Below are 26185 nucleotides of genomic sequence, written 5' to 3' on the forward strand. Positions count from 1 at the left end.
CCATGAAAAATGGAATCCTAGCTGTTTTGCTCGGACTACTGAGTTACCAGTGCAGTACCCCCAATACTAGGCAAACTGTAGAGGCCTCATGTGGTCAATGTCAATTTGGTTTAAAAACCCAAAAAGGATGTGATTTAGCCATTCGCTTTGAGGGAAAAGCCTATTTTGTAAAAGGAGTTCATATCGATGATTTCGGAGATGCTCACGACCCTGACAAAGGCTTTTGCAACAGCATCAGAACTGCAACTGTTCGAGGCAATCTCAAGGATAGAATTTTTGAAGTAACCGACTTTGAATTAAAAGAATAAAAACAAAAAACCGATGAAGATTTCATCGGTTTTTTAAATTTCTAAGGTGCCGGATTGGGCATCATCTGATGCACTTGTTCAATTTCTAACAATACCTCATCTGATAACTCTATATGGATCGAGTTAATATTTTCTTTGAGTTGGTCCATTTTGGTTGCCCCAATGATATTACTGGTAACAAACGGCAACTGGTTTACATAGGCCAAGGCTAACTGTGCTAGTGTCAATCCGTGCTTTTCAGCAATTTCTTGATAAGCAATTACCGCTTTTTCTGATTGTGCCGATGAGTAACGATTAAATCTAGGAAATAAGGTAACACGGGCCCCTTCAGGAGTTTTCCCTCCTACATACTTTCCTGAGAGTACTCCAAAAGCCAATGGTGAATACGCCAACAATCCTACATTTTCACGCAAAGACACTTCAGACATACCGTATTCATACGATCGATGAATTAGAGAGTACGAATTTTGAATAGTAACAGGTCTTGGTAACTGATGTTGCTCAGACGTTTGTAAGTACTTCATCGTTCCCCAAGGGGTTTCATTTGACAAGCCAATGTGCTTAATTTTTCCCTGTTTTACAAAATCGTTCAAGGTTTCCAAAATCTCCAAGTGATTTTCCGCTTCTGCACTAGCAGAGGCATAGGGATAATCACGTACACCAAAACAATTTACACCGCGTTCTGGCCAGTGCAATTGGTATAGGTCTATATAATCTGTTTGCAAGCGTTGTAAACTTCCTTCAATAGCTTCTGTAATGGCTCGTTTACTAAACCCATCCTTTCGAATATGCGCCGTATACGCTCCTGCCCCAGCAATTTTTGAAGCCAGTACTACCTTGTCGCGATTCCCTGTTTTTTTAAACCAGGTTCCGATAATTTTTTCAGTGGCTCCATAGGTTTCTGGAGTAGCCGGTACCGCATAGAGTTCTGCTGTATCAAAAAAGTTAACCCCCTGCGCTAAGGCATAATCCATTTGTTCATGTCCTTCTGCTTCCGTATTTTGATTTCCCCAAGTCATGGTACCTAAACATATTTTAGATACTTTGACATCGGTATTGGGAAGTGTTGTATATTTCATAAGTTTATTATCAGATTTGTATTTAATTCCTATCAAAGATCACGTAACTCAAAGTGATGCTCTTAACCGATAATGGCTTCAATTCCCGGTAAGGTTTTTCCTTCCAAGCTCTCCAACATAGCACCACCTCCAGTAGATACATAACTCACCTTATCCGCAAAACCAAATTGCTTTACAGCTGCCACAGAATCACCTCCTCCAACTAACGAGAACGCTCCGTTAGCCGTAGCCGTAGCAATCGCTTCTCCTAAGGAGATTGTTCCTTTTGAAAAGTTTTCCATTTCAAATACACCAAGCGGTCCATTCCACAAAATAGTTTTCGAATTCGCAATGACTTCAGCGAACTTCTTGGTAGTTCCTGGTCCTACATCTAAGCCCATCCATCCTTCGGGAATTTCATTCGTCGCAACGAGTTGCGTATTGGCATCATTTGCAAAAGCATCTGCAATAAGTGCATCTACTGGCAAGTGAATTTCGGTATTATTGGCCTTAGCCTTCTCTAAAATTTCCAGTGCTAGGTCTAGCTTATCATCTTCTACCAAAGAGTTTCCTATAGCACCTCCTAAGGCCTTAATAAAGGTGAACGTCATTCCACCTCCAATAATGATGTGATCTACTTTTTCTAAAATATTTTCGACAATACCAATTTTCGAAGAAACTTTAGCCCCTCCCAAAATCGCTGTTACCGGTTTTTCTGAATTATTTAATACTTTATCAATACTGTCGATTTCTTGAGCTAATAAGCTACCAAAGCATTTGTGTTCTGGAAAAAACTGAGCAATCACTGCAGTAGAAGCATGTGCCCTGTGTGCTGTACCAAAAGCATCGTTTACATATACATCACCCCAAGCGGCTAACTTTTCAGCAAAACCGACATCTCCTGACTTTTCCTCTCCGTAAAAACGCAAGTTTTCCAACAGTAAAATCTCACCCGGTTGTAACTTCGCTACAGCTGTAGCCACTTCATCACCGATACAATCTGCTACGAAGGTAACCTTCACTCCTAAAACTTCCGTTACTTTATCAACAATATGACGCAGTGAGTATTGATCTTCCACTCCTTTAGGACGCCCCAAATGAGACATTAAAATACAACTACCACCGTCTTCCAATATTTTGATGATAGTAGGCTTTGCTGCTTGAATCCTCGTTGCATCTGTAACTTCGAAATCAGTATTTAACGGCACGTTAAAATCTACTCTTATCAATGCTTTTTGATTGTTGAAATTATAGTCGTTTAGTGTTTTCATATGTTGTGTTATTGTTTTCGTCTGATTATTTATTAATTTTTTGCTCTAAAAGGACCTCCAGTTCCTTTGAAGTTTTCGAAGGCTCGAACTCCACGATGGTATAAGCCGCAATACCAAGGCTAACAAACGGATCTTGTTGCACCACGGCTTCTATTGCTTCTTTGCTCTCGGCTCGGGCTAAGATAATGCCGCCATCTCTCGGTACTTTCCGTCCAGAGGCTAAAAAAGTACCTCTTTGATACTGGCTGTTTAAAAAGTCTATATGAGCTTCTAAATGCTGCTCTACCTGACCTAAAGCAACCTTATACGTGAGATTGATTATAAACATAGTTTTCTGTTATGCGTCACTCCAACAAATGTACTTATTTAAAACCACTTTCCACAGTACCTACATCGCAACAAAACTTATATATTTGTTAAACTATGACGGAACAGTATTCAATACTCATTTCGGCTGATCCATTAGCACTTCAGCCCTGCTACGACTTTGTTGACGATCCTACCTGCGGGGGCATCGCCGTATTCGTTGGAACCGTGCGAAATGCCACGCAAAACAAATCGGTTACTCAACTAGAGTTCAGCACTTACAAGCCTATGGCTTTAAAAGAGATGGAAAAAATAGCCCAGCAGGCCTTGTCGCAGTTTCCCATTAAAAAAATCGCCATACATCACGCAGAAGGACTGTTACAGGTAGGAGCTATTCCGGTTGTTATCACCGTTTCCTCCCCGCATAGAAAAGCCGCTTTTGACGCCTGTCAATACGCTATCGACACACTCAAAGAAACCGTTCCTATTTGGAAAAAAGAATTTTTTGAAGACGGAGAAATTTGGGTAAATGCACACCCCTAACACGTTGAAAACTATGCTTTACAAAAAAACCGAAACCGCACAGGAATTACTCGAAATTCAAGCACTGCAAACCGAAAATCTCCCCAAGCAATTAAATGAGGAGACTAAGTTACAGCAAGGATTCGTTACCGTACAGCACAGCTTTGAACAATTAGAAGCCATGCATAAAATACACCCTCACTGCATTGCCGTTGATCGAGGAAAAGTAATTGGCTACACTCTGTCTATGTCTGCTTCTTTTAGAAATGATATTGCAGTATTGAAACCCATGTTTGATCACATAGACCAAAGTGCTTATGGAACTGCTCGTTATATGGTAATGGGGCAGGTTTGCATTCATAAAGAGTACCGAGGTCAAGGTGTTTTTAGAAAGCTTTACCAAACCATGCAAACCAACTTTCAACAGGAGTACGACCATATCATCACCGAAATTGACAGCTGCAACCAACGGTCGTTAAATGCGCACAAAGCCATCGGTTTTGAAGAAGTATTGCGCTACCCTCACGGCACCCAAACATGGGTAATTGTAAGTTTGGCACTTTAGTACTTTAGATCATCCGGTTCAACAAACGGAAGATCCATCTGAAAAATCTCTCGAATATATCCTTTTAACTCAACTAAAAAATCATCCAAACGCTCTTGAGTAACAGCGTGATCAGGACTGCGGTAATTGGATGAAAAGTTCATTTTCAAGAATCCCTTTTGTAAGTTTTTAAACGAATAAATACCTGCTTCGACCGGTTTTTTAAAGTCGTGTTGTACGTGTTGTGTATACAAAAAAGTATACAACATTACCTGAATGGCTTTGTGGTGCTTTAATTCACGATAATCCTCCGTGTCCACTACTTTTAAGTTTAAAGCATCTACCTTTCCCGATTTGTAATCGATAATTCTGAGCACCCCGTTTAGTTCATCAATCCTATCTACCTGTCCGTGTATTTTTACTGGAAAATCGAGCCCTTCCACCACAATCTCTGTACTGAGTGTTTGCTCCGTTGCTATGATTTTTAAGGCATTGGCAGGGTCAGACAGCAGTTGTTTTTCACGCGTCAAGAAATTTACGACAAAGCGATTGGCAACTTCAAAAATCAACCTATTCTTCCCTGTAGTGATATCACCATTTTTAAAGTGCTCCCCAAAATAATGAACGACCAAAGCCTTGGTTTTTTGTTGCATTTCTGCGATATTTTCAACGGTGATGAACTTTCCTTCAAAAGGTTTGTACAAAGCTTCTAAAGTATCGTGAACCACAGTCCCCATCGTATTTGCTGCAACCGTTTCTTCAACATCGTCAAATTCTTTGATTTTTAAAACCTTTTGTTTGTAAAAGGCCATCGGATTGTACAGGAAGTTTGTCAAAGCCGAAGGAGAAATCCCTTTGCTCGCCAACTGTTGCAGTTTTTCTAAGACGGCAGCATTCTTCTGAACTTCCTTTACAATTGGGGTCGTATTGTGAATTTTAGGACTGACGCTTTTTTCACGTATATCGCCTCGCATCAATTGCAGTTGCGTAATAAAACGACTCTTTTCCCCACTTCCAAATACATCGTGTTCCGTATTGTAAAGAAGGTAAATATTTTTGGCTCGCTGTAAGAGTCTAAAAAAGTGATAAGAAAACAACGCATCCTTCTCTTTGTAGGTAGGCAATCCAAAAGACACCTTGATATCGTAGGGAATAAAGGAATTCTGTTGGTGATTTCCGGGCAATATCCCCTCATTTACAGACGTGATGATAACATTTTCAAAATCCAACACCCTCGTTTCTAACACCCCCATTAATTGCAAGCCCTGTAATGGCTCTCCCTGAAACGACAAACTTTCCGATTGAATGAGCTGACGAAAAAACTGCTGTAAGGTTTTAAGGTCTTGAATGTATTGGAAGGAATCGTGAAGATTTTGAAGCTGAACAAAAGCAGTGTAAAATCGGAATAAGTACTCTTTTTCCAGTTCATTGGCACCGTCTTTCAGCACTTCTAGCATTTGAATGATTCGGTTGAGAAACTCCTGAATATTACTAAAAGGACGAAACAAACTCAGCAGGGTACTTTTAGAGTTACCTTCCAATTCTGCGAAAAACGAAACGATTTTGGTATAACTGACAAAAGTAGTGTTTGTCGCCACAATTTGCTCGGTAAACTGCTCTGAAATATTGGTGTCAGAAACGTATAACAACTTGTAAATTGCAGGATGCTTGAGCACAGAAATTACATCCTTGTAATAAAACATGTCCTTTTTTCCCTTTTGCAGTTTATCTTGATTTAAGTACAAACGAAACAAGGAAAAAATTAAGGCCGTAGTAGGAACGTCTTTCAACGGATATCCCATGGTAATATTGACTGCCTTAACTGCCTCTGGCAACGAATTCAAGGTGATGGGAAGCAAACTCTCATCAGCCAATACCAGCGCCGTATTATTAAAGTTCGGAAGCTTTGATAACAATTCTCCTGCATACTTTATTTGGGTAATATTTTTAGAGGCCCCAATGACTTCTATGTGTTTCTCTTTTTTAAAATTAGAAACTACATTCGCTATCTCATGCCGCTTGTAGTACGGCCATCGGGTTGCATATTTTCTCAAAAAACTTCCGGCTTGATGAGTGCTTTCGTAAAAACTTTCATCTATATCCCAATACACTTCTGCAACTCCCGCTTCTAACATGGCTTGGAATAAGGTTTCCTCAGCAGCATTCAGGGCATTGAACCCGATAAAATAATAACGAGTGTCCTTCTTTTTTTGTATAAAATCTGCAATTTTCTTGACTGACTCTCTGTAAATAACTCCCTGATAACCTATACCTCGCTCCAACAAAAATGAGTAAAATTTTTGGTAAATCTGATATAGCTTTTCCATAAAAGCTAGGTGATTTTTCAACAATTCTGTTTCTTGAGTTTCTTCTGATAAGTTCCACTGCTGAATGCGGTGCACATCGTAGAGGTATTCGAATATTTTTTTCGGGTCAATTAGGTGCTGATCAATTTCATTAAAGTCCTGAACAACGGTAAATGCCCAGGTTGAAAAGGCCGCGAAGTTATCGGGCTGTTCTTCGACTTCCTTGTACAGTCCGTACAGATGAAAAAGCAGTTGAATAGAATCGACTTTCTGCATTTCAGAAACTTCTTCAATAAAGTCACCTATATTTCGAATTTTAGGTAGAAATCCTGCTGAAATTTTATGTTTTAGTAGCTCTTTTACAAATACTCCCGCACGCTGTGAAGGCAATATAAGTTCTACATTTTCAAAAGATTGCTCTTTTTGAACAATGATTTCCAAAGTTTCTGAAATAAACGACTGCATGATTCCTATTTAATAAAGCAAAGTACAATTTTTATTTAATACCCATGTTTTCTAAGTCCCTGAAAAACACCTTGATTTTTAGCTCCAAATTATCGTTACCTTCAGTGGGACAGACTGAAAAAAGTTGTGTAATTTTGAGGGAGTTACCAAAAAGAATAAAGATGAATACGACTTTGCAAGCTGCTCTTATCCAAACGGATATTGCCTGGGAAAATCCCGAGAAAAATCGGTTGCTCTTAGCCGAGAAAATTGCAGCACTCCCTTCGAATACCGATTTAATTGTGCTCCCCGAAATGTTCAGTACCGGTTTTAGCATGCAGCCAGCCAGCGTTGCCGAAACCATGGACGGAACTACCTTAGCATGGATGAAAACCCAAGCGAAAGAAAAAAATGCAGCCATCACCGGCAGCATCGTGATTAAAGAAGGTAGTACAGAGCCTAGCTATCACAATCGCCTGTTGTTTGTATACCCCAATGGAGAGGTTGCGTATTACGATAAGAAGCATTCCTTTACACTTGCAGGCGAAGAAAAAGTGTATACCGCAGGGAATGAACGTAAAGTTATAAAGTACAAAGGCTGGCGCATTTGTCCGCTTATTTGCTATGATCTAAGGTTTCCCGTTTGGTCAAGAAATACCGAACATTACGATCTTTTGCTCTATGTAGCGAGTTGGCCTACCGTTCGTGTGCAAGCATGGGATAGCCTATTAAAAGCCAGAGCAATAGAAAACCTCAGTTATACCATAGGTGTCAATCGCATAGGCCTCGATGGTAATAATTTTGATTATTCAGGAAATTCTGCCTGCTACAATGCCCTAGGCGATCAGCTCGCTTACGATAATTCAGGAACCGCAACCACCCTATTGGTTGCCTTGGATAAAAACAGCCAAGATGAACTGAGAAAAAAGTTGAATTTCTTAGCAGATAGAGATGCCTTCACTTTGACGTAAGCACCTTCATTTTACGTTGTTAAAACCAGCCTTAATAGGAGCTTCGATTTTTTACTTCCTGGACTTCTATCTTTATCATGGAATGAGCTTCTGTTTCAGAAAGAAGTTCATTTTTTTATATCCTTACTGTTCTTTAACCCCTTCAAAACCACCTCTAGCTATCCTTCACTAAACCACTAACTACCCACCAGTTACACCAAAAACCCCATTCTAAACACCCCTATTTGACTTTACCTTATCTTCTTCTATCTTCACCCTACCGCTGCAAAAAACAGTTGCTGAGAAAAGTGACAAATAAATCCGTTGCAAAAACAGTTGCAGGGAAAAGTGACCAATGAATACGTTACAAAAAACAGTAGCTGGGAGAAGTGACAAATGAATCTCCTACAAAAAATCAATTACGGGAAAGGAGACAAATAAATCCGCTACAAAAAACAGTAGCTGGGAAAAGTGACAAATGAATCTCCTACAAAAAAACAATTACGGGAAAGGAGACAAATAAATCCGCTGCAAAAAACAGTAGCTGGGAAAAGTGACAAATGAATCTCCTACAGAAAAAACAATTACGGGGAAAGAAACTAATAAATCCATTGCAAAAAACAGTAGCTGGGAAAAGTGACAAATGAATCTCTTACAAAAAAAACAATTACGGGGAAAGAGACTATTACGAGTGATTTGAGCTGTGGTATCTAATGTACATCAGCGCAAAGAATACACCTAGGTGATGGGTAAACTAACCCTGAACAATTAATTAAAAAAAGTGCTATGAAAAAAATGTTAAAAAAAACACGAAACATACTGCGTAGTAAAAGCAGTAACAAGCAATTAGCTACTACTAAAGAGCTAGATGCTAAAAAACACCTACTAAACGAGCTCATAACAAACCGCAAACTGGAGTATTGCCAACCGGTAGTCCAGTATTTGAAGAGCTTAGTTAATACAAAAGAAGCTTTTATCTATAATCCTTCCCCCGGAGATACTGGAGTGCTTACAATAAAAACCTTACATAAGATCATTCGTAGCACTCGGAGTATGCGCCTACTTTTCAATAAAGATCCACTCCATACCAAACAGCAATCGGGGAGTTTTACTCATTTAATATGCGTAATCACTAACCCGCAGAAACGACAAGTGTCTCGTCTGACAAAGGAAATGCAAGGCAACGGAAAACAATTGGTATCGCCATTCGCTACCCTAGCCCCGCCATTGCCCATTCAACATCCACAAGGCCCTCCTACAAAACTTAAAAATCTTCTTTGCCATCATCCCATCGTAAAGAAAGCAGTAACGAATCAGTACCTAAATTCCATCACCATGAAATTATCAAAAACTACCAATCAAAATGAACGCGAGAAAATACTAATAGACATCGCTTTTGTACAAATTGCCCAGCACAAGACTTTCAATCACGATGAAGTCTGGGATGAAGTATTACACCACATAAGTTAACGAATCATGGAAATTGTTTGGACCCAATTAGCAAAAGCCAGCTATTTTGAAATTGTTCATCAGCTTGCAGAAAAATGGGCGCCTTATGAATTGAAAATATTTGTGGACACCACAAATGATGTACTTACTGAAATTCAAGAACAACGGGCAATATCCAATAGTCTTTTCGATGAGCTGGAGATATACAAAGAACACATCAATGATAGCTGCTTACTTATCTATTTAATTGAACGCAATAATAACAACCTGTTTATTCTTTGCTTTTCTTCAACTATGCTCCTTGATTTCTATAGGAAAGGCTAATTCCAAAAAAATACCCTTTGAATTTAACAAAGGGCATTTTTATAGTGTCGATATTTTGAATTTTAAGCAGGAATCATCCACTTAAAATTAAATTTGGTATTAGGAACCACAATACGCTCTGTAATTCGATACATGCGCTCTGGTAGCTTCATCAAATAATCTCGTGCCTTCTCAGCCTCTGGCGATAAATTTCCTATTTTATCAATTTCCCAAGTTTCATTTAACTTCTTGAGTATATCAACATAGTCAAAACCTGTATATACACCTATACGCTGTGCTACGGTAGAAAAATCGTCAAACAAACTCCCCTTCTCACCGAAAGATTCGCGTAAATGCATCGCAGGCATCACAATTTTATGTTTCATCATATGCTGGAAAGCCAACATCATTTCACTGGGGTCAATCGCAAAAATCTCTTTTACAAACTCCGAATATGCTAAGTGATGACGCATCTCATCTCCAGCAATAATTCTCGACATCTTAGCCAATGCCTTGTGTCCTTTTTTCTTTGCAATCTTCGCCACGTTTAAATGTGATATGTACGTAGCTAATTCCTGAAAAGAAGTATAAACAAAGTTTTTATAAGGATCCGTGGCAGTACCGATATCAAAACCGTCAGAAATTAAGTGTTGCGTAGTAATTTCTACCTCGCGCATATTCACTCTTCCCGACAAATACAAGTATTTGTTAAGTACGTCACCGTGACGATTCTCTTCTGCTGTCCAAGCGCGAACCCATTTCGCCCAACCGTTATCTGGTTGCTGCGTGACACCGTCCAAGTCTAATAACCAAGACTCATAGGTAGGCAACGCCTCTTCCGTAATCGTATCTCCGACGAGTACCACCCAAAAGTCGTCGTCCAACTCTTTTGAGATCTCTCTAATTTCCTGAACCTCTTCAATGAAATTGTCCTGCTGTGAGTTTGGCAAAAAATCTGTTGGCTGCCAAATCTTCTCAATAGGAATCAAAAATTTGTCTACAAAACTGTCAATATTTTTTTCCAGCGTTTGCATTACTTCCTTTCTAATGTTCTGTATAGACATAGTATTTAAGGGGTTTTATAATTTATTGTTGTTTGTTCTCATTAAGCATGCACCCCTGATTTCACAGTTTCTTCTACCGTTGCTAACAATTCGTTAAACGGCTTGCTCGAAACCTTAATAGGCGCATGTGTATCAATGGTAATAGGACTCCCTACACCTAAAGGATATTTTCCATATCGGAAAACCTTCCATGAGTTATTAATAGACAAGGGTACAATGTACGCTTCAGGATTGTATTTTACTATCATCTTTAACCCATTAGCCGCAAAAGGCTTTGGAGCTCCTTTTCTACTTCGCGTTCCTTCCGGGAAGATCACAGCAGACCAGGTATTTTTATTAATCCTTTTGGCAAACTTTCCAAGCTCAGCCAAAGCCTGCTTACCATCTTTTCTATCAATAAGGGCAGCACCCCCGTGTTTTAAATTAAATGAAATACTAGGGATTCCTTTCCCTAGCTCCTTTTTAGAAACGAATTTTGGCCAATGCTTGCGGAAATACCAAATAATCGGCGGAATATCAAACATCGATTGATGGTTAGAAACGAAAATCAAAGTCGCATCTTTTGGCAATGTGTGCTCATTATTCACCTTCACGCGAATCCCCAAAATTAATAGAGACTTATTCAGAAACCAATTCATTATGTTAACGACGCGCTGATGTCCCTTTCCACCAAAAACTTTTAACCCTATCCACTGCAATGGATGAAAAATCAACAAGAGTATAAAAAATACTAAAGCGAATATAGGAGACAGAATATGACTGATAATTTTCACGAATACTTTTAATTTAAAATGAATATCAAAAAGTCTATTAGAGACTTTTAAAAACTAAAAACACAAAAATAAAAAATCCCGCGGATGCGGGACTATATAATTACGTTAAAACCAATTACTCCAAGGAATTCTTGTTAAAACTAATAACAAAGCTATTCCGTAGAAAATGCTAAAGGTTTTAAACTTTGATTCACTTTTTACCTGCTTTTTGTGCTTAGACCATCCGATAGTAATAAAAACAATCGCTGCAATCATCGCTATAGGATGTTCGAGTGCCAATAAACGCGCACCAGCATCCTTCATTACTTCTCCTCCATTTGACTTTAAAGCCTTGTACCAAGGAGACATAAAATACCAACCTAAACCTATCAAAAGTTGAATATGACTTGTGATCAAGGTGAGTAATCCCAATCGGAATTCTTTATGTGTGAACTCCTTCTTTTTAACCATACCAATAACGGCGTTAATTACGGTAAAAGTTAAAAGTGCTAGCACTATATAAGCCCAATACGAGTGGATAGTTTTCATAATCATGTCTGTCGTTTTTGTTATCGCAAATTTACTGAATTTTAACCACAAAAAAACCACCTAAATACATTAGATGGTTCTTGTAATCGTTTTTATGTCCGTTATTATTGCTTTTGCAATACGTACTTTTCTCCGTCATGAACTACGTTCATAACCATAACATCATCACCTGGCATCCACACATTGTAGGTGACAGCGACTTTTTGTCCCGATTTGTACTGCGGGAACCTCTTTAATAAAATCGTACTGATTTTTGCCAATCGTGCTGTAATGGTCTCCTCATCATATCCTTCACGAATATCGAAATTACTAAATCCTCCATTTCCAACCATTGCGTAATCTTCATCAGTCAGCGTATAACTAGCTTCCTCTTCTTGACGAATCGTATGTATTGAATTACTTAGGGGAAAAGAAAAATTAGGTGCATTCAATGAATAAGATACCACCGCCTTTAAAGCTACTTCCGCAGAAGTATTGGCAGCAGAAACATTGGCTAGGGGGGTAATGGTGCACAAACACACCAAAAACAAACTCAATGATCGAATGTTCTTTATCATAATTCTGCTAAAATTTTATGCGCACAAATCTACTGAAAATTTACGATATGTTAATTTTATTAACAACTGTTTAAGGTTTCTCTAACAGTTACAAGCTCCGTCAAGTATTCGCTACAAGCATAAAAAAAACCACCCGATTGGGTGGTTTTTAGATGGTAATTGGTAGTATTTCTTAGAAGTTAAACTTCACAGAACCATTCCAAGTTCTTCCGAATCCGAAGTACACTCTGTTACGAGTATCTATACCTCTCCAAGTAGAAGTAGTACTAGCATCTACGTGTTGGTTGGTAAATCCGTCAGAAATATATGTTTCGTTCGCTAAGTTGTTAACGTTGAATCTGAAGTTGATTGATTTTCTACCTCCTAAGTTCCACTTGTAAGAAACACCAGCATCGATTAATGCGTGTCCTGGTAATTCTAATGAACCTCTTTGGTTAGCAGCGATTGTAGTAAAATCAGTTGGGTTGATTCTAGAATATAATCTAGAAGCATAGAACTGACTTAAGTCAAATTTCAATCCTTCAGTTACTTTATAAGTGAATCCTAATCTTGCAGTAGTTTGAGCAGCATCACCTACTTTAACACCGTCTAAATAGAAAGGAATATCAGCTTTTACTAAGTTGTTATCTTGATCGTACTCAGTTCCGATAGCGTTTCCTTTGTATTGGAAGTCACCGTAAGAGAACATACCTTCAACAGTTAATGGACCAAAGTTAGCTAAAGCCTCAACTTCAACTCCCATGTGTACTTGCTCTACTCCGTTTACTTGTACGAAGTTATTTCTAGCACTTCCGTTAGCTCTTAAGAATCTGTCTTTCCAAGAAGTTCTATATAAGTTAACTTTTACGTTGTAGTTTTCATGTTTGAAACCGTATCCTGCTTCAACTCCGAAAATCTTCTCGTTTGTTAAGAATGGGTTTACGTTGTTGTTAACGAAGCTCGTGTACACAGCGTCAAATAATGGTTGCTTAGAGTAGTAACCTGTATTTGCAAATACATTGTGTTGCTCGTTGATGTTCCAGTTGATACCTCCCTTGATGTTTCCACCTAACAAGCTCTTGAATCCTGACTTTTGATCAGCAGGAGCTAAGTTAAAGTAGTCAACTCTTTGGAAAGCCTGACGAGAAGCACCCCCTTGAAGGAAAGCAGAAATATCGTCGTTCTTGTACTCAACTTGACCGAATACACCGATCCAGTTTACGTCACCGTCATTATAGTACTCGATTTTTTCTTGCTCAGAAATGTTTTGCCATGGGTTAAAGCTTGGTGAAGCCTCAACAAATTGCGTGATGTTTCTGTTAGGATTGTTCTTATCTCTGTTATCTACATATCCAGTAGCTCCTAATAAATCATTAACTACTCTGTAGTGAATTCCTTTGTAAGTTCTTAAATCAACTCCTAAATCCCAGCTTAAGTTTTCGTTAGCATCGTTGTGGAAGTTAGCGATCATTCCGTACCAGTTGTGAGAGTTCATAGAAGCTCTTCTTGTTAAACCGTTACTTCTGTCGTTGATAGTGCTTGTTCTGTCAGCTCCGAAATCAGGTACACTTCCTCCAGAGTTCCACTTTACGATATCGTCGAAACGAACGATTCCGTTTTGGTCTCTTAAAGTAGAGCTAAAATCTCTAGTTCCGTTAACATTTCCAATAGGACCTGTTCCACCTCCACGTCCCCAAGACGCGTAAATGATAGACGATAACTTAGATGACTCGTTGATTTGCCAATCGTAGTTTAACGACATTACTGGCTTGTGGTAGAAGTTTCTTCTGAAAGAGAACTCTTCTCCGTTTAAATATCCCCAAGCACTGTTGTACTTGATGTTTGGCTCATCGTTAGATCCGAACTTTTGATAAGTCGAAATAGACTCTCCCCAAGTTCTTTGGTGGTGCCATTGTGGAGCACCTGTAAAAGTAAACTCTAAAGAGTGATCATCATTGATTTCGTATCCGAAAGCGATGAAGTAGTTGTGTCCTAAAAATTTAGTTCCGTCAACATATCCGTCTCCTTGTGTTCTACTGAATAATACAGAAGTAGATAATCCGTTATCCATTTTTCCAGTAGCGTAAGAAGCTTTGAACTTCATGTAACCGTCATTACCAAATCCAGCAGATACACTACCACCTTCTCTTTGCTCAGAAGTTTTAGTAATTACGTTAATAGTACCTCCAACTGAAGAGATCGCTAACTTAGAAGAACCTAAACCTCTCTGCACTTGCATAGCAGAAGTTACATCAGATAAACCAGCCCAGTTAGACCAGTATACCCATCCGTTCTCCATATCGTTAACCGGCATACCGTTGATCATAACCGCAGTGTTTCTTTGATCGAAACCACGGATGTTGATACGAGCATCACCGAAACCTCCTCCTGATTTAGTAGCATATACTGAAGGAGTAGATCTTAAAACTTCTGGGAATTCCTGAGATCCTAATTTCTCTTCAATAATAGCTGCCTTAATCGTAGAAGCAGCAACAGGAGTTTGTCTGTCTTTTACAACGTCAATTACTCCTTGAACTACAACCTCCCCTAAAATATTAGAAGGCTCTAATTCGATAGTTCCTAAATCAGCTGAAGTAAAAGCTACTTCTTTTGATTCGTAACCAACAAATGAAATCACAACTACTCCTGAGTTTGATTTTACGTTTAACATAAACTTTCCCTCAAAATCAGTAGAAGTACCATTAGAAGTACCTTTAGATACTACGTTGGCTCCCGGTAATGGTTCTCCCATTTCGTCAACCACAGTACCCGTGATTTTAGTTTGTCCTAAAACTGTTGCTGTCACAAAGAACAAGGCTAACAGTAATACATTTTTAAAATTTCTCATTGTCTAATCTAATTGTTATTAAATAGCTGGAGCAAAATTCCAATTTTTAGAGATTCCCAATATTAACTTAATGTTAAGTTTTTTAACATTCCTTTAAGTTTGCTAATTTGTAATTTTTTGCGATTCCAGTATTTTTTTAGCCAATTCTTTACCTAATTCCACTCCAAATTGGTCAAAAGAATAAATATTCCATAAAATTCCTTGGACAAACACTTTTTGTTCATACATAGAAATTAACATTCCGAGTGTTTCGGGCGTCAATTTTTCGAAGAGAATTATGTTCGACGGACGGTTTCCTGTGAAGGTTTTGAAGGGTAAAAGCGTACTTAATTGATCCAACTCACCTTTTACTTTGAGTTCCAAATGAACATCTTCACGGGTTTTTCCAAAGGCAAGCGCCTGAGGTTGAGCATAAAAGTTAGCCATTAGCTTGCTGTGATGCTCCTCTTCTTTATATAAAGATTCTTTATATCCAATAAAATCAGCAGGAATCATCTTAGTTCCCTGGTGTAACAATTGCATGAATGAATGTTGCATGTTGGTTCCGACACCTCCCCAAACAATACTCCCTGTTTGATAGGTTACGGGGTTCCCATTGCGATCAACACCTTTACCATTACTCTCCATAGAAGCCTGCTGTAAGTATTCAGGAAACTTTGATAAGTAATGAGAATAGCTCAAAATAGCCTCCGATTCACAATCGTAAAAATTGGTGTACCACAAACCAATAAGTCCCATCAAGACAGGAATATTGTTTGAGAACTCGGTATTTCTAAAGTGCTGATCCATTTTTTCAGCACCGTCTAGCAAGGCTCTGAATTGATCAAAGCCCAAAGCTAATGCGATGGATAAACCAACTCCTGACCAAAGTGAAAAGCGACCACCAACCCAATCCCACATCGGGAATACATTCTTCTTATCGATTCCGAAGTCAACTACAGCCTTTAAATTGGTAGATACCGCAACAAAGTGTTTAGCTACATCAAATACCGTCGCTGATTTTAAAAACCAATCTCGAATCGTATTCGCATTCGTCAGAGTTTCTTGCGTGGTAAAGGTTTTTGAAACGATCACAAACAAGGTCGTTTCCGGATTCAAGTCCTTAATTGTTTCAAATACGTGATCACCGTCGACGTTAGAGACGAAATGCGTATTCAATTTATTTTTATAAAATTTAAGCGCTTCAACCACCATCATAGGGCCCAAATCTGATCCACCAATACCTATATTAACAATATCTGTAATTGGTTTATCTGTATACCCTTTCCATTTTCCTGAGATCACCTTATTACTAAAGGCTTTAATTTTACGCAGTGCCGTTCTGATCTTTGGCGTTACATCTTTGTCATCGACGTAAATTGGAGCTTCTGAATTGCTTCGGAGTGCCGTATGAAGCACCGCCCTCTTTTCAGTAGCATTGATTTTATCACCTGTGAAATACTTTTCAATAGCATCTTTTAAATCCACTTCTTCAGCGAGATCCACCAAATGCTTCAGTGTTTCTTGATTGAGCAAGTTTTTTGAAAAATCGAAACTCAAGGCATCAAAGTTGCGTGTAAAATTTTCTTGTCTATTCGCGTCTTCTTTAAATAATTTTTTGAGCTGAAACTCTTTTGCTTCTGAATAGTGTTTTTCCAATTCTATCCAGGCCGCCGTTTGAGTAGGGTTAATGTTCTTTAATGCCATAGTTAAAAGTTCTCTATAATTTCATGTCCCTTCGGTAGGGAATCTGTTTTTTTCTTCAATAATAAGGTATCTATTGCTAATTCCGGATACTTAATTCCTTCCAATTGCTTTTTTAGAGGTGCTATATACTTAAAATACCTAGGTTTTATACTGTCATTTAAAGGTTTTGCCGAGGGTAATTTTTCGCGAAATGGATCCACTTGACGTCCGTATTTCCAAAAGCGATAGCATACGTGTGGCCCGCTCGTATTACCAGTCATTCCAACCCAACCGATAATAGCTCCTTGTTTTACGTAATCTCCAACGCGAACATTTCGACGTTTCATATGCAGGTATTGGGTGGTATAGGTACTGTTGTGTTTTACCTTTACGTAATTTCCGTTTCCTCCTCTTCTGGCCGATTCCACCACTGTTCCACTTGCTGTAGTCATAATAGGCGTACCATAAGGTGCCGCAAAATCAGTTCCTTTGTGTGGACGAATTCGGTTACCGTATAGTTTGATTCTCCTTCTCAAATTATACCTCGACGAAATTCTATATTGGAATTTAATAGGAGAGCGTAAAAAAGTACTGCGAAGCATATTCCCTTTCTCGTCGTAAAACTCCGCTACATTCTTTACCGTATCTGCCACGAACTGGTAGGCGTACAAATCTTCTCCTTTGTGCTTAAAAATGGCTGCTTTTACCTCTCCATATCCAACAAATACCGTATCGTTAATAAATTTTTCTTCGTAGATCAATTTAAATTTATCGCCCTTTTGCAATCTGTAAAAATCTAGGGTCCAAGCATAAATATCTGCCACTCTATTGGTCAACCCTGGTCGTAACCCCAAACTATCCATGGTAAAAGACAGGTTGGTTTTAATTTCACCAGCAATGGTTTTCTCAAGTACTTTAATTTTTTTGCGATGGTTGTAGGCAGTAATGGTAGAATCTTTAAAATCGATTACCGTTGCAGCTACTTTATTGTGTTTGTAAATAAATACTTTGGCCTGTTTTAAAGAATCTTTTGAACTCAGTACTACATAGGGTTTCCCTGCCCCGATGCGGCGAACGTCAAAAGTATCCTTGATGGTAGCAGCAATTTTATTGATTTTGGGGTACAGTACGTGATGTCTGTCTAAGATCACCCCGAAACTCTCTCCGTTTTTTATAGTATCGTGGGTTACGTGATAATCTGCTATGTCATACCCATATAGCAGTACGGGTTTAGGTTTTGCAATTTTTTTTTCAACAATGGGTTCCTTTTTCGCCTCCTCCTTACAAGCAAAAAAGACTACCATCGATACGAGTAGTAGGATTGTTCTTTTCAAAAAATGGTTGTTTTTTATTGGCCAATAATCGCAAAAATACAAATATTTATGTTGCTTCTTTACAATTTAACAAGCCCTAAACAACTTTCTACTAGTCAACAATGATTTCAAATGGATTTGCAAGACCTTTGTAAGCCTCCAACTCTGCTCTCAGTGAACCTACTGCCAGAGAAGCTTTCATTTTGATCGGTATTTTATTATCGTCGGCAGTAATCCAAACCGTCACACTCTCTTGCGCTTTAAATACGCGTCCTGCCTGTACTAAAGGTCTAAATTTTTGAGTTTTCACCTTCCCAAACTTCGTCTTTAAGGTCTCGTACCCCAAAAACTTCAGTTTAAACGGATAGCTTTTGTCATCGAAAAACATCGAGACGTTAATTTCGTCACCTGTCTTTAAGTTTGTTGTGTTTTGGCTCCTTAGGAAGTAAAAAGTAGAGATCATATCTTGAGGATTCCTCACAGATATCACACTGTCTTTCTGTTTGATAAAATCCTGAACATAGGCCGTGTTATTCTCGTAGTTAAAGGTCACATGGCGTTTCTTTTTGTAGCCTCCTTCATCGATGTCTCGCTTAAACAAATACGGACGTACTTCCGTTGGTGTAAAGTAACTTTCGTAAGTATCGTTCACCTTAAAAAACCAACTGATCATACCAGAAGTCCACCCCTTACCAATGGCGTGGATAACTTTTTTGTTTTTCAGTTGCTCGTCTTTCAATTCTAAAACTGCCGTTCCAGCCCGCAAAAACCCACTGTAACTCATCCTATAACGCAGCCACTCTCCACCTTTAAAAGGAGTGATTTTTTCTTGGGCAAATCCTTGACGGAACACGAGGCAAGCCAAGAATACTAAAACAGTGATTTTCTTCATAATTATCAAACTTATGAAATTTTCATAACAATTACTGTTCCAAAAATAAAAAACCACCGTTAGCGAAATAACGATGGTTTTTTAAGATAAGGTTAAAATGTCCCCCAGTTTTTGAGTTCTTCTTCACTCCATAAATACGGAAAGAAAATTCTTCTTTGGTACTTGGGATGTAGGTATTTTCTCCAATTACTACCTCCAGTTGCTTCCAAGGCGGTGTCATCACCTCCCAAATACTTTCCTGCCGCGTTGTAATGTGCCATGACCCATTTCACATTCACGGTATAATCGTAGTGACGCATAGCCTCTATTAAAGCGGAATCTTCACGTACTTCCTGAGGTAATTGCTTAAACTTAGACGACAAGTTACAATCGTTGTAATCTTCCATAAAATCGATAAACTCTCCCATGTATTTTTTCTCAAATAACTGTAGGAGGGTCGTTTTTTGACCAGTCGTATAATTCTTACCCGCTGCCTGCCAATACAAGTGATCGTAAGCATTTTTAAACGATGAATCTCTATCAATGGTAGCTCTAAATCGCGCATCGATTAAATTAATCAAATCGGTTGAAGCAAATTCGACCTTGCGATATTGCGCACTTTGAAAACCACTTGCTGGCGTCAAGGTATTTCTGAATTTCAGGTATTGATCTACATCCATTCCGTCTGCCATCACGGTGAAAGAACTGCACAACATATCAAAATATCTACTGATACGCATGAGGTGCTTGGTAAATTTCTCGGCAGTGATTTCATCGGATTTCGCCACCTGATCAATTTCCCAAAGGATCATTTTAAACAACAGTTCATTAACCTGGTGGTACATAATAAACACCATCTCATCAGGCTGTGTAGTTCTTGGAATTTGCAGGCCTAACAAGGCATCCGTTTGGATATAATCCCAATACGTTATAGGCTTACTCCAAAGCAACCCTTCCAACATTGCATCTACCGGAACTCCCAGTTCCTCGTATTTTTCTTCTATGGATTTTAATATATCTTCTTTACTCATAATTTCTAGTACTATTAATTAATCACTCATTCATAAACATTAAACGATGAAGGGTTGTTTACGAGTAAGGAGATTTTATATTTTTATAAGCGAACTTAATGGTATGTACTACTTGTTGTTTCATCAAGACAAAACAAAACCAAGAAATTGGTATTTCTTGGTTTGTATCTATATGGTTATTTCTTCTTATAAGGTTCCTCTTAGTTGCTGTTCTCTCTCGATAGATTCAAACAGTGCTTTGAAGTTTCCAGCTCCAAATCCTCTTGCCCCCATACGTTGAATAATTTCAAAGAACAAGGTCGGTCTGTCTTCTACTGGCTTGGTAAATATTTGCAATAAATACCCTTCTTCATCTGCATCGACTAAGATAGAAAGTTCTTGCAACTTAGCAATATCTTCCTTCATTATTTTCATATGCTCCCCTAAGCGCTCAGGAATCATATCGTAATACGACTGTGGTGGTGGTGGTAAAAACTCCACTCCATTAGCTTTCAACTGTGCTACTGTCTTAATAATATCATCCGTAGCTACGGCAATATGCTGTACACCTTCACCTTCGTAAAAGTCTAAATATTCTTCAATTTGCGATCTCTTAGCAGCCTTGGCAGGTTCGTTGATCGGGAATTTAACACGTCCGTTACCATTACTCATTACTTTACTCATCAAGGCTGAGTATTCCGTGTGAATCTGCTTATCGTCAAACGATAAGAAATTTTCGAATCCCATCACATCTTCATACCATTTTACCCACGTATTCATTTGTCCCCATCCTACATTTCCTACCATGTGGTCAATGTACTTTAGACCTGCACTCGGCGGGTTGTAGTCAGGATTCCAATCCATAAATCCTGGTAAAAATGTCCCTGTATAATTTTTACGTTCTACGAACATGTGCACTGTTTCTCCATAGGTGTAAATTCCAGAGCGTACTACTTCTCCGTGCTCATCTTTTTCAACCGTTGGTTCCATATACGATTTTGCACCTCTTTTGGTCGTTTCCTCCCATGCTGATTTGGCGTCTTCTACCCAAAGTGCAACCACTTTTACACCGTCACCGTGCTTTACTATATGATCGTTGATTGACGATTTACTGTTAAGTGGTGTTGTCAATACCAAACGAATCTTGTCTTGCTTTAATACATAGCTCACTGAATCTTTCGACCCGGTCTCTAAACCTCTGTAAGCTAACGATTGAAATCCGAATGCCGTTTTATAAAAATGAGCTGCTTGCTTTGCATTCCCTACGTAAAACTCTACGTAGTCAGTACCTAACAAAGGTAAAAAGTCTTGTGCTCCTTCAAATATTTTTTCTAGTCCGTAATTAACTGATTTTATCTCTTTTGACATGTTTTTAAATTTTGTGTGTACGGTGTTCTCTACGTATTTCAGAACCCGTGCTGTTGTTGTTTTTGTTGCTTCACAAAGAAGGCCTTAGTACTACCTTCTCGTCCTCTTCTACGATCTTACTCTAACCAAGATTTGTAGTAATCCTCATCGGCTATTTTCATGGCCTCTTCTGTAACCATCAACGGTTTAAAAGTATCTACCATCACCGCTAATTCTTCTGTTTCCGTTTTACCGATACTGCGCTCAGCAGCTCCAGGATGTGGGCCGTGAGGAATTCCGGCTGGGTGGAGTGAAATATGCCCAGGAGCAATGTCATTTCTACTCATAAAATCACCGTCTACATAATAGAGCACCTCATCAGAGTCGATGTTACTGTGGTTATAAGGCGCTGGAATTGAATCTGGGTGATAATCGTACAACCTAGGTACAAAACTACAAATCACAAAACCTGCACTTTCAAAGGTCTGATGGATTGGTGGTGGCAAGTGAATTCTTCCCGTAATTGGCTCAAAATCGTGAATTGAAAAGGCATAAGGATAATTAAATCCATCATACCCAACAACGTCAAAAGGATGTGAGGCATATACCATTTCGATGATCTCATTTTTCTTCTTAATTTTCATTAAAAAGTCTCCTTTCTCATCGTGTGTTTCCAAGTGTTCTGGCCTGCGAATATCGCGTTCACAATACGGTGAATGCTCTAATAATTGACCAAACCAGTTTCGATAACGTTTAGGTGTATATACTGGGCTATACGATTCTACGATAAACAATCGATTGTCTGTATCGTTAAAATCGAGCTTGTAAATGATACCGCGTGGAATTACGAGGTAATCACCATAGCTGAACTCAATGTTTCCTAACATCGTACGAAGTGTTCCCGATCCTTTGTGGATGAAAATCACCTCATCAGCATCTGTATTTTTATAAAAATAATCGTCTGTAGAATGTCTTGGTGCCGCTAATATAACATTACAATCGCTATTGGTAAGCACTACTTTTCTACTCGCTAAATAGTCGTCTTGAGGAGCTACTTGAAACCCTCTAAATCGGTACGACTGAATGTTGTTTTCTTTGGCTATTACCGGTGCTACGCTGTACTGTTTTTGTATAGCCTTCACCATGGTTGGGCGGTATACGTGGTACATATTGGTTGACATTCCGTCAAAACCGATGGTACCGAATAATTGTTCGTAATACAATTCGCCATTTTCTTTGCGGAACTGCGTATGGCGCTTGGGTGGAATTTTTCCTAGTTTATGATAAAAAGGCATAATAATATTTTTATGATTTAAAGATTTATGTACTAAACGGGTAGTTAAACCTCCATCACTCAGGGTTCCTCTTTATGAGAAACTTAAGAAGTAATAGTAAACCATCAAAGGGTATACAAGCCATCATAATTAAAATTCTTCTTACAAATATACAGATTTATTCAATCGAGCTAAATTCAATTGTGATTCATTGGCTGCGAAACAATTATTTAAAATTATTCTAAATAACCTTGGATATACCAAAAAAGACAAATACATTTGCCTTATTTAAAATAATTCTAAATAAATCAATGAAAAACTTACTACTACTGATAGTCTGTGCATTAGGACTATCATCAACATACGCGCAATACAGCGTCCGGGGACGCATTACTGACCAACATTCAACTCCCTTAGAGCACGTTGACATCCTCATAAAAAATACGCGGAGAGGAACCATAAGTGATGCTCGTGGTAACTTCAGCATCAACAACCTCTCCAACGGAACCTATACTCTTGTTATTTCAATGGTTGGGTACAACAGCAAGGAAGTACTCTTTTCAATCGACAAAAAATCACACCAACTACCTACTGTTGCTATCCAACCATCAAAAAACGAACTCGACGAAGTCGTTATCGACGGTAACTACAAGAAGACGCAAAAGCCTTCCTCATCACTGCGCTTGCGAACACCCATTCAAAAATTACCGCAGAACATTCAAGTAATTCCCAACGATTTATTAGAAAATCAAATGGTTACCAATATTCTTGAAGGTGCGTTTCGCAATGTAAGTGGTGTTAGTAATATAGAACACTGGGGGCATTTTGCCCGCCTAAATATGAGAGGATTCCGACTCCCTGCCTTCCGCAATGGAGTCAATATCCAGGACTCTTGGGGTCCTTTATCAGAGGATGTGTTTATGGTAGATCGCATCGAATTTGTAAAAGGACCTTCAGGGTTTATGATGTCTGCAGGGGAGCCTGGTGGATTTTACAACGTAGTGACTAAGAAGCCTACTACTGAAAAAATTGCTCGTGTTTCTTTAATGGGAGGAAGCTTTGATACCTACCGAGGAGCAGTAGATTTAGGAGGTAGCCTCACCAAAGACCAGCGCTTAACAGCCCGTTTTAATGCAATGTACCAACATACCGGTAGTCACCGAGCCTACGAAACATCGTCACGTGTCGGAATTGCTCCTTCCTTAGCTTATAAAATCAGTGACAAAACCAGTTTTCTCACCGAATTCTCGTATCAAAAAGTCAATACACTGATCGGAGCAGCCTATACTTTTGCTCCTGTAAGTAGTGGCTATGCAAGTGTAGACCGCAACTTTTCAATGGTCGACAGTAATTTCCCTACAACAGATATCAAAGAAGTAAGCTTACTTAACAGAATAACCCATCAATTTAACGACCGATGGTCAGTAGAAGCCCAATACGTTGCCATGAATTACAATCAGGTAGGAGCGTCGGCTTGGATTGTCGCCTTACAAAACAACGGTGACGCCATTCGTTCAGTGGGGATTTGGGATGCCCTTTCTGAGAGTCAATTTTTCCAACTCTACACCAACGGACAATTCAATACCGGGGCTTTTGAACATCATATTATGGCGGGGTTTGACTTTACTGAAAAAGAATACTTTGCCGATTTTAGTCAACGAGGTAGTATGGACAGTCCTAGCCAGCCTTTTAACATCTTTAACCCTACTTATGGAGATCGCGTATTTCCGGTATTTGACAGAAGTACGCCACTAAAAGATCGTGCCAATGTATATACCTATGGAACGAGAATTCGTTCGTTATACGCGCAAGATGAAATCCATTTCCTAAGCAATCGCGTACGGGTAACCTTAGCGGGTCGTTACTCCGAGTTAGTGCCAAAAGACGCAGCAACTATCAGCAAGGTTACCCCTCGCTTAGGAATAAGTGCGGATATTACTCCTCAAATTACTGCCTATGGTTTGTACGATCAATCGTTTTTAGCTCCGACAGGAACACCTAGGCCTGGAGTTACGTTTGATCCGGTGGAAGGGAGCATTTACGAAGTAGGTATTAAAACCCGATTCTTAGACAATCGCATAAGTTCAACGCTTACCGGATACTTCATCACCAAAAACAATCTATCGGTCGCCGACCCTACCAATGCCACCGGTGAGCGCTTTAGTGTACAATTAGGTGAAGTAGAATCAAAAGGGATTGAATTTGACATGAACGCTCAAATAACGGAAGAGCTCAATCTGTTGCTCAATTATGCTAATACCAACGCCAAGGTATCCAAATCACCGTATCCGAACACCGTTGGAAACCGTATTGCTGGTCATGCGAAACACATTACTAACGGATGGTTAAACTATCAATTTAATCCAGCGAGTACCCTTAAAGGATTCGGAATTTCCTTAGGATATCAATATCAAATTGATCGTTCCACTTGGGCTTGGGCCGCTGACAATCAAACCGACCTTCCTGATTATTTCAGACTTGACGGAGCCCTTAGTTGGCAACACAAACAATGGCGAGTTGGAGTAAATGTCAATAACATCCTTAACAAATACTTGTATTCAGGAGCCAACTACAGCCGTTATTTATACTGGCAATCAGAACCGGGAATAAACGGAAGAGTTGCAGTATCCTATTCATTTTAATTACTAATTATAAACCCATGAAAAAATTAATCTTATTGCTACTCCTATTGAGCACCGGACCGCTATTTGCACACTATATCTGGCTAGAGACTCCGAGCAGAGGAACCCTTGACACACCGCAACTAGTAAAAGTCCGATTTGGTGAGTACACCCACGGAGTTTTGGAAAAAGTAACCGGAAAAAGCTTCCAAAGTGTTAAGGAATTTAGCCTGTGGCTCGTTGATCCGAAAGGAAACAAAACGCCACTTAGAGTAAGTCCATTTGACGATTATTACCAAGCATCCTTTACTCCAAAAATCACAGGGACCTATACCCTAGTTTTGGACAATAAGCATATGGAAGTTTTGGATTTCACCAAACACAACTATACTATTTTTAAACCTCAGTACCACGCAAAAGCAACGGTTACTGTTGGTAATGGTAACAGCAATACAAAGGCTACAAATACGACCAGTATCGAACTCGTTGATCACAGTACTTACTCTAAAAATCCCCAGAGTGAATTGAGCTTGCAAGTATTGTTTAAAGGGAAACCCATGAAAAATCAAAAGGTAAGTATTTTCGCAAAAGACTTATGGTCTAAGGAACTCACAACAGATAGTCATGGAAAAATTACATGCAAACTCCCTTGGGATACTCAGTACACAGTAGAAACCACCTATGAAGAGAAAACTCCGGGTACCTATAAAGGCAAGGAGTACAAACTCATTTGGCACTGTGCTACTTTTTGTATCAAAAAATAAACTCTATCTTAAAATCACTAGCTATTACTAAAGTCTCGAACCTCTGTGTTCGGGGCTTTTTTTTAAAACGAAACCTTACAAGATACAATTTTATTTAAAATAAATCTAAA

23 protein-coding genes are annotated in these 26185 nt (G+C 38.9%); 9 read left to right on the forward strand and 14 right to left on the reverse strand.

Features of this window, described 5'->3' with window-relative positions; genetic code table 11:
• Positions 1-2 precede the first annotated feature (2 nt).
• Positions 3-308 carry a DUF6370 family protein gene (locus ACKTS5_RS19300; RefSeq protein WP_408045525.1) on the forward strand — a complete coding sequence of 102 codons (306 nt, stop codon included), beginning with the start codon at positions 3-5 and terminating at the stop codon, positions 306-308.
• 41 nt (positions 309-349) lie between these two features.
• Here the strand turns inward: ACKTS5_RS19300 and ACKTS5_RS19305 are convergent, their stop codons facing one another.
• The 3 genes from ACKTS5_RS19305 to ACKTS5_RS19315 all read right to left on the reverse strand — a co-directional run bounded on the left by ACKTS5_RS19305 (position 350) and on the right by ACKTS5_RS19315 (position 2965).
• Entirely contained in the window at positions 350-1387 is a 1038-nt protein-coding gene (locus ACKTS5_RS19305) for an NADP(H)-dependent aldo-keto reductase (protein WP_408045526.1), read from the reverse strand.
• 62 nt (positions 1388-1449) lie between these two features.
• On the reverse strand, positions 1450-2637 hold the full coding sequence (locus ACKTS5_RS19310) for a phosphoglycerate kinase (protein ID WP_408045527.1): 1188 nt from the start codon (positions 2635-2637) through the stop codon (positions 1450-1452).
• 25 nt (positions 2638-2662) lie between these two features.
• Positions 2663-2965, reverse strand: coding sequence for a YciI family protein (locus ACKTS5_RS19315; RefSeq protein ID WP_408045528.1), 303 nt, complete (start codon positions 2963-2965; stop codon positions 2663-2665).
• Between the two features lie 95 nt (positions 2966-3060).
• On the opposite strand from ACKTS5_RS19315, the gene ACKTS5_RS19320 reads away from it, so the two are divergent.
• Complete coding sequence (locus tag ACKTS5_RS19320) at positions 3061-3486, forward strand: molybdenum cofactor biosynthesis protein MoaE (RefSeq protein WP_408045529.1); 426 nt, start codon at positions 3061-3063, stop codon at positions 3484-3486.
• Between the two features lie 13 nt (positions 3487-3499).
• A complete protein-coding gene (locus tag ACKTS5_RS19325) occupies positions 3500-4030 on the forward strand; it encodes a GNAT family N-acetyltransferase (RefSeq protein WP_408045530.1) in 531 nt (176 codons plus the stop codon).
• On the opposite strand, the gene ACKTS5_RS19330 is transcribed toward ACKTS5_RS19325, so the two are convergent.
• Complete coding sequence (locus ACKTS5_RS19330) at positions 4027-6780, reverse strand: PD-(D/E)XK nuclease family protein (protein ID WP_408045531.1); 2754 nt, start codon at positions 6778-6780, stop codon at positions 4027-4029. The two genes, ACKTS5_RS19325 and ACKTS5_RS19330, sit on opposite strands and share 4 nt — an antisense overlap.
• Positions 6781-6941: 161 nt before the next feature.
• On the opposite strand from ACKTS5_RS19330, the gene ACKTS5_RS19335 reads away from it, so the two are divergent.
• From ACKTS5_RS19335 to ACKTS5_RS19345, 3 genes are all read left to right on the forward strand, one after another.
• Positions 6942-7730: an amidohydrolase gene (locus ACKTS5_RS19335; RefSeq protein WP_408045532.1), complete on the forward strand. Its 789-nt coding sequence runs from the start codon at positions 6942-6944 to the stop codon at positions 7728-7730.
• Positions 7731-8495: 765 nt separating this feature from the next.
• A complete protein-coding gene (locus ACKTS5_RS19340) occupies positions 8496-9179 on the forward strand; it encodes a hypothetical protein (RefSeq protein ID WP_408045533.1) in 684 nt (227 codons plus the stop codon).
• A 6-nt stretch (positions 9180-9185) separates the two neighbouring features.
• Complete coding sequence (locus ACKTS5_RS19345) at positions 9186-9482, forward strand: hypothetical protein (RefSeq protein WP_408045534.1); 297 nt, start codon at positions 9186-9188, stop codon at positions 9480-9482.
• Positions 9483-9544: 62 nt separating this feature from the next.
• On the opposite strand, the gene ACKTS5_RS19350 is transcribed toward ACKTS5_RS19345, so the two are convergent.
• The 3 genes from ACKTS5_RS19350 to ACKTS5_RS19360 form a co-directional block, all read right to left on the reverse strand.
• On the reverse strand, positions 9545-10525 hold the full coding sequence (locus ACKTS5_RS19350) for an acyl-ACP desaturase (protein WP_408045535.1): 981 nt from the start codon (positions 10523-10525) through the stop codon (positions 9545-9547).
• A 41-nt stretch (positions 10526-10566) separates the two neighbouring features.
• On the reverse strand, positions 10567-11298 hold the full coding sequence (locus ACKTS5_RS19355) for a lysophospholipid acyltransferase family protein (RefSeq protein ID WP_408045536.1): 732 nt from the start codon (positions 11296-11298) through the stop codon (positions 10567-10569).
• Between the two features lie 105 nt (positions 11299-11403).
• On the reverse strand, positions 11404-11826 hold the full coding sequence (locus tag ACKTS5_RS19360) for a hypothetical protein (protein WP_408045697.1): 423 nt from the start codon (positions 11824-11826) through the stop codon (positions 11404-11406).
• Between the two features lie 94 nt (positions 11827-11920).
• On the opposite strand from ACKTS5_RS19360, the gene ACKTS5_RS19365 reads away from it, so the two are divergent.
• Positions 11921-11980, forward strand: a complete 60-nt coding sequence (locus ACKTS5_RS19365) for a hypothetical protein (RefSeq protein ID WP_408045698.1) — start codon at positions 11921-11923, stop codon at positions 11978-11980.
• Positions 11981-12555: 575 nt separating this feature from the next.
• Here the strand turns inward: ACKTS5_RS19365 and ACKTS5_RS19370 are convergent.
• The 7 genes from ACKTS5_RS19370 to ACKTS5_RS19400 form a co-directional block, all read right to left on the reverse strand.
• Positions 12556-15210, reverse strand: coding sequence for a TonB-dependent receptor (locus ACKTS5_RS19370; RefSeq protein ID WP_408045537.1), 2655 nt, complete (start codon positions 15208-15210; stop codon positions 12556-12558).
• Positions 15211-15312: 102 nt separating this feature from the next.
• Complete coding sequence (gene pgi, locus ACKTS5_RS19375; protein ID WP_408045538.1) at positions 15313-16896, reverse strand: glucose-6-phosphate isomerase; 1584 nt, start codon at positions 16894-16896, stop codon at positions 15313-15315.
• A gap of 2 nt (positions 16897-16898) precedes the next feature.
• Positions 16899-18209 carry a M23 family metallopeptidase gene (locus ACKTS5_RS19380; protein WP_408045539.1) on the reverse strand — a complete coding sequence of 437 codons (1311 nt, stop codon included), beginning with the start codon at positions 18207-18209 and terminating at the stop codon, positions 16899-16901.
• Positions 18210-18300: 91 nt separating this feature from the next.
• Positions 18301-19080, reverse strand: coding sequence for a DUF3108 domain-containing protein (locus tag ACKTS5_RS19385; RefSeq protein WP_408045540.1), 780 nt, complete (start codon positions 19078-19080; stop codon positions 18301-18303).
• A 92-nt stretch (positions 19081-19172) separates the two neighbouring features.
• A complete protein-coding gene (locus ACKTS5_RS19390; protein WP_408045541.1) occupies positions 19173-20090 on the reverse strand; it encodes a tryptophan 2,3-dioxygenase family protein in 918 nt (305 codons plus the stop codon).
• Between the two features lie 186 nt (positions 20091-20276).
• Positions 20277-21437, reverse strand: a complete 1161-nt coding sequence (gene hppD / locus ACKTS5_RS19395) for a 4-hydroxyphenylpyruvate dioxygenase (protein WP_408045542.1) — start codon at positions 21435-21437, stop codon at positions 20277-20279.
• Between the two features lie 116 nt (positions 21438-21553).
• Positions 21554-22711, reverse strand: a complete 1158-nt coding sequence (locus ACKTS5_RS19400) for a homogentisate 1,2-dioxygenase (RefSeq protein WP_408045543.1) — start codon at positions 22709-22711, stop codon at positions 21554-21556.
• A gap of 290 nt (positions 22712-23001) precedes the next feature.
• On the opposite strand from ACKTS5_RS19400, the gene ACKTS5_RS19405 reads away from it, so the two are divergent.
• The gene (locus ACKTS5_RS19405) at positions 23002-25332 is read left to right on the forward strand and encodes a TonB-dependent receptor domain-containing protein (protein WP_408045544.1); all 2331 of its coding nucleotides are present in this window, start codon (positions 23002-23004) and stop codon (positions 25330-25332) included.
• A gap of 17 nt (positions 25333-25349) precedes the next feature.
• A complete protein-coding gene (locus ACKTS5_RS19410; RefSeq protein WP_408045545.1) occupies positions 25350-26075 on the forward strand; it encodes a DUF4198 domain-containing protein in 726 nt (241 codons plus the stop codon).
• Positions 26076-26185: the final 110 nt, after the last annotated feature.

Source organism: Tenacibaculum litopenaei, assembly GCF_964514025.1.
Classification (GTDB): Bacteria; Bacteroidota; Bacteroidia; order Flavobacteriales; family Flavobacteriaceae; genus Polaribacter; species Polaribacter litopenaei.

What these genes read in the sequence shown, in the direction of transcription:
- ACKTS5_RS19315 (WP_408045528.1), bottom strand. Translation starts at nt 2,965, where the DNA reads ATGTTTATAATCAATCTCACGTATAAGGTTGCTTTAGGTCAGGTAGAG.
- ACKTS5_RS19370 (WP_408045537.1), bottom strand. Translation starts at nt 15,210, where the DNA reads ATGAGAAATTTTAAAAATGTATTACTGTTAGCCTTGTTCTTTGTGACA.
- ACKTS5_RS19325 (WP_408045530.1), top strand. Translation starts at nt 3,500, where the DNA reads ATGCTTTACAAAAAAACCGAAACCGCACAGGAATTACTCGAAATTCAA.
- ACKTS5_RS19400 (WP_408045543.1), bottom strand. Translation starts at nt 22,711, where the DNA reads ATGCCTTTTTATCATAAACTAGGAAAAATTCCACCCAAGCGCCATACG.
- ACKTS5_RS19405 (WP_408045544.1), top strand. Translation starts at nt 23,002, where the DNA reads ATGAAAAACTTACTACTACTGATAGTCTGTGCATTAGGACTATCATCA.
- ACKTS5_RS19310 (WP_408045527.1), bottom strand. Translation starts at nt 2,637, where the DNA reads ATGAAAACACTAAACGACTATAATTTCAACAATCAAAAAGCATTGATA.
- ACKTS5_RS19330 (WP_408045531.1), bottom strand. Translation starts at nt 6,780, where the DNA reads ATGCAGTCGTTTATTTCAGAAACTTTGGAAATCATTGTTCAAAAAGAG.
- hppD (WP_408045542.1), bottom strand. Translation starts at nt 21,437, where the DNA reads ATGTCAAAAGAGATAAAATCAGTTAATTACGGACTAGAAAAAATATTT.
- ACKTS5_RS19340 (WP_408045533.1), top strand. Translation starts at nt 8,496, where the DNA reads ATGAAAAAAATGTTAAAAAAAACACGAAACATACTGCGTAGTAAAAGC.
- ACKTS5_RS19390 (WP_408045541.1), bottom strand. Translation starts at nt 20,090, where the DNA reads ATGAGTAAAGAAGATATATTAAAATCCATAGAAGAAAAATACGAGGAA.
- ACKTS5_RS19385 (WP_408045540.1), bottom strand. Translation starts at nt 19,080, where the DNA reads ATGAAGAAAATCACTGTTTTAGTATTCTTGGCTTGCCTCGTGTTCCGT.
- ACKTS5_RS19350 (WP_408045535.1), bottom strand. Translation starts at nt 10,525, where the DNA reads ATGTCTATACAGAACATTAGAAAGGAAGTAATGCAAACGCTGGAAAAA.
- ACKTS5_RS19410 (WP_408045545.1), top strand. Translation starts at nt 25,350, where the DNA reads ATGAAAAAATTAATCTTATTGCTACTCCTATTGAGCACCGGACCGCTA.
- ACKTS5_RS19305 (WP_408045526.1), bottom strand. Translation starts at nt 1,387, where the DNA reads ATGAAATATACAACACTTCCCAATACCGATGTCAAAGTATCTAAAATA.
- ACKTS5_RS19360 (WP_408045697.1), bottom strand. Translation starts at nt 11,826, where the DNA reads ATGAAAACTATCCACTCGTATTGGGCTTATATAGTGCTAGCACTTTTA.
- ACKTS5_RS19335 (WP_408045532.1), top strand. Translation starts at nt 6,942, where the DNA reads ATGAATACGACTTTGCAAGCTGCTCTTATCCAAACGGATATTGCCTGG.
- ACKTS5_RS19345 (WP_408045534.1), top strand. Translation starts at nt 9,186, where the DNA reads ATGGAAATTGTTTGGACCCAATTAGCAAAAGCCAGCTATTTTGAAATT.
- ACKTS5_RS19320 (WP_408045529.1), top strand. Translation starts at nt 3,061, where the DNA reads ATGACGGAACAGTATTCAATACTCATTTCGGCTGATCCATTAGCACTT.
- pgi (WP_408045538.1), bottom strand. Translation starts at nt 16,896, where the DNA reads ATGGCATTAAAGAACATTAACCCTACTCAAACGGCGGCCTGGATAGAA.
- ACKTS5_RS19300 (WP_408045525.1), top strand. Translation starts at nt 3, where the DNA reads ATGAAAAATGGAATCCTAGCTGTTTTGCTCGGACTACTGAGTTACCAG.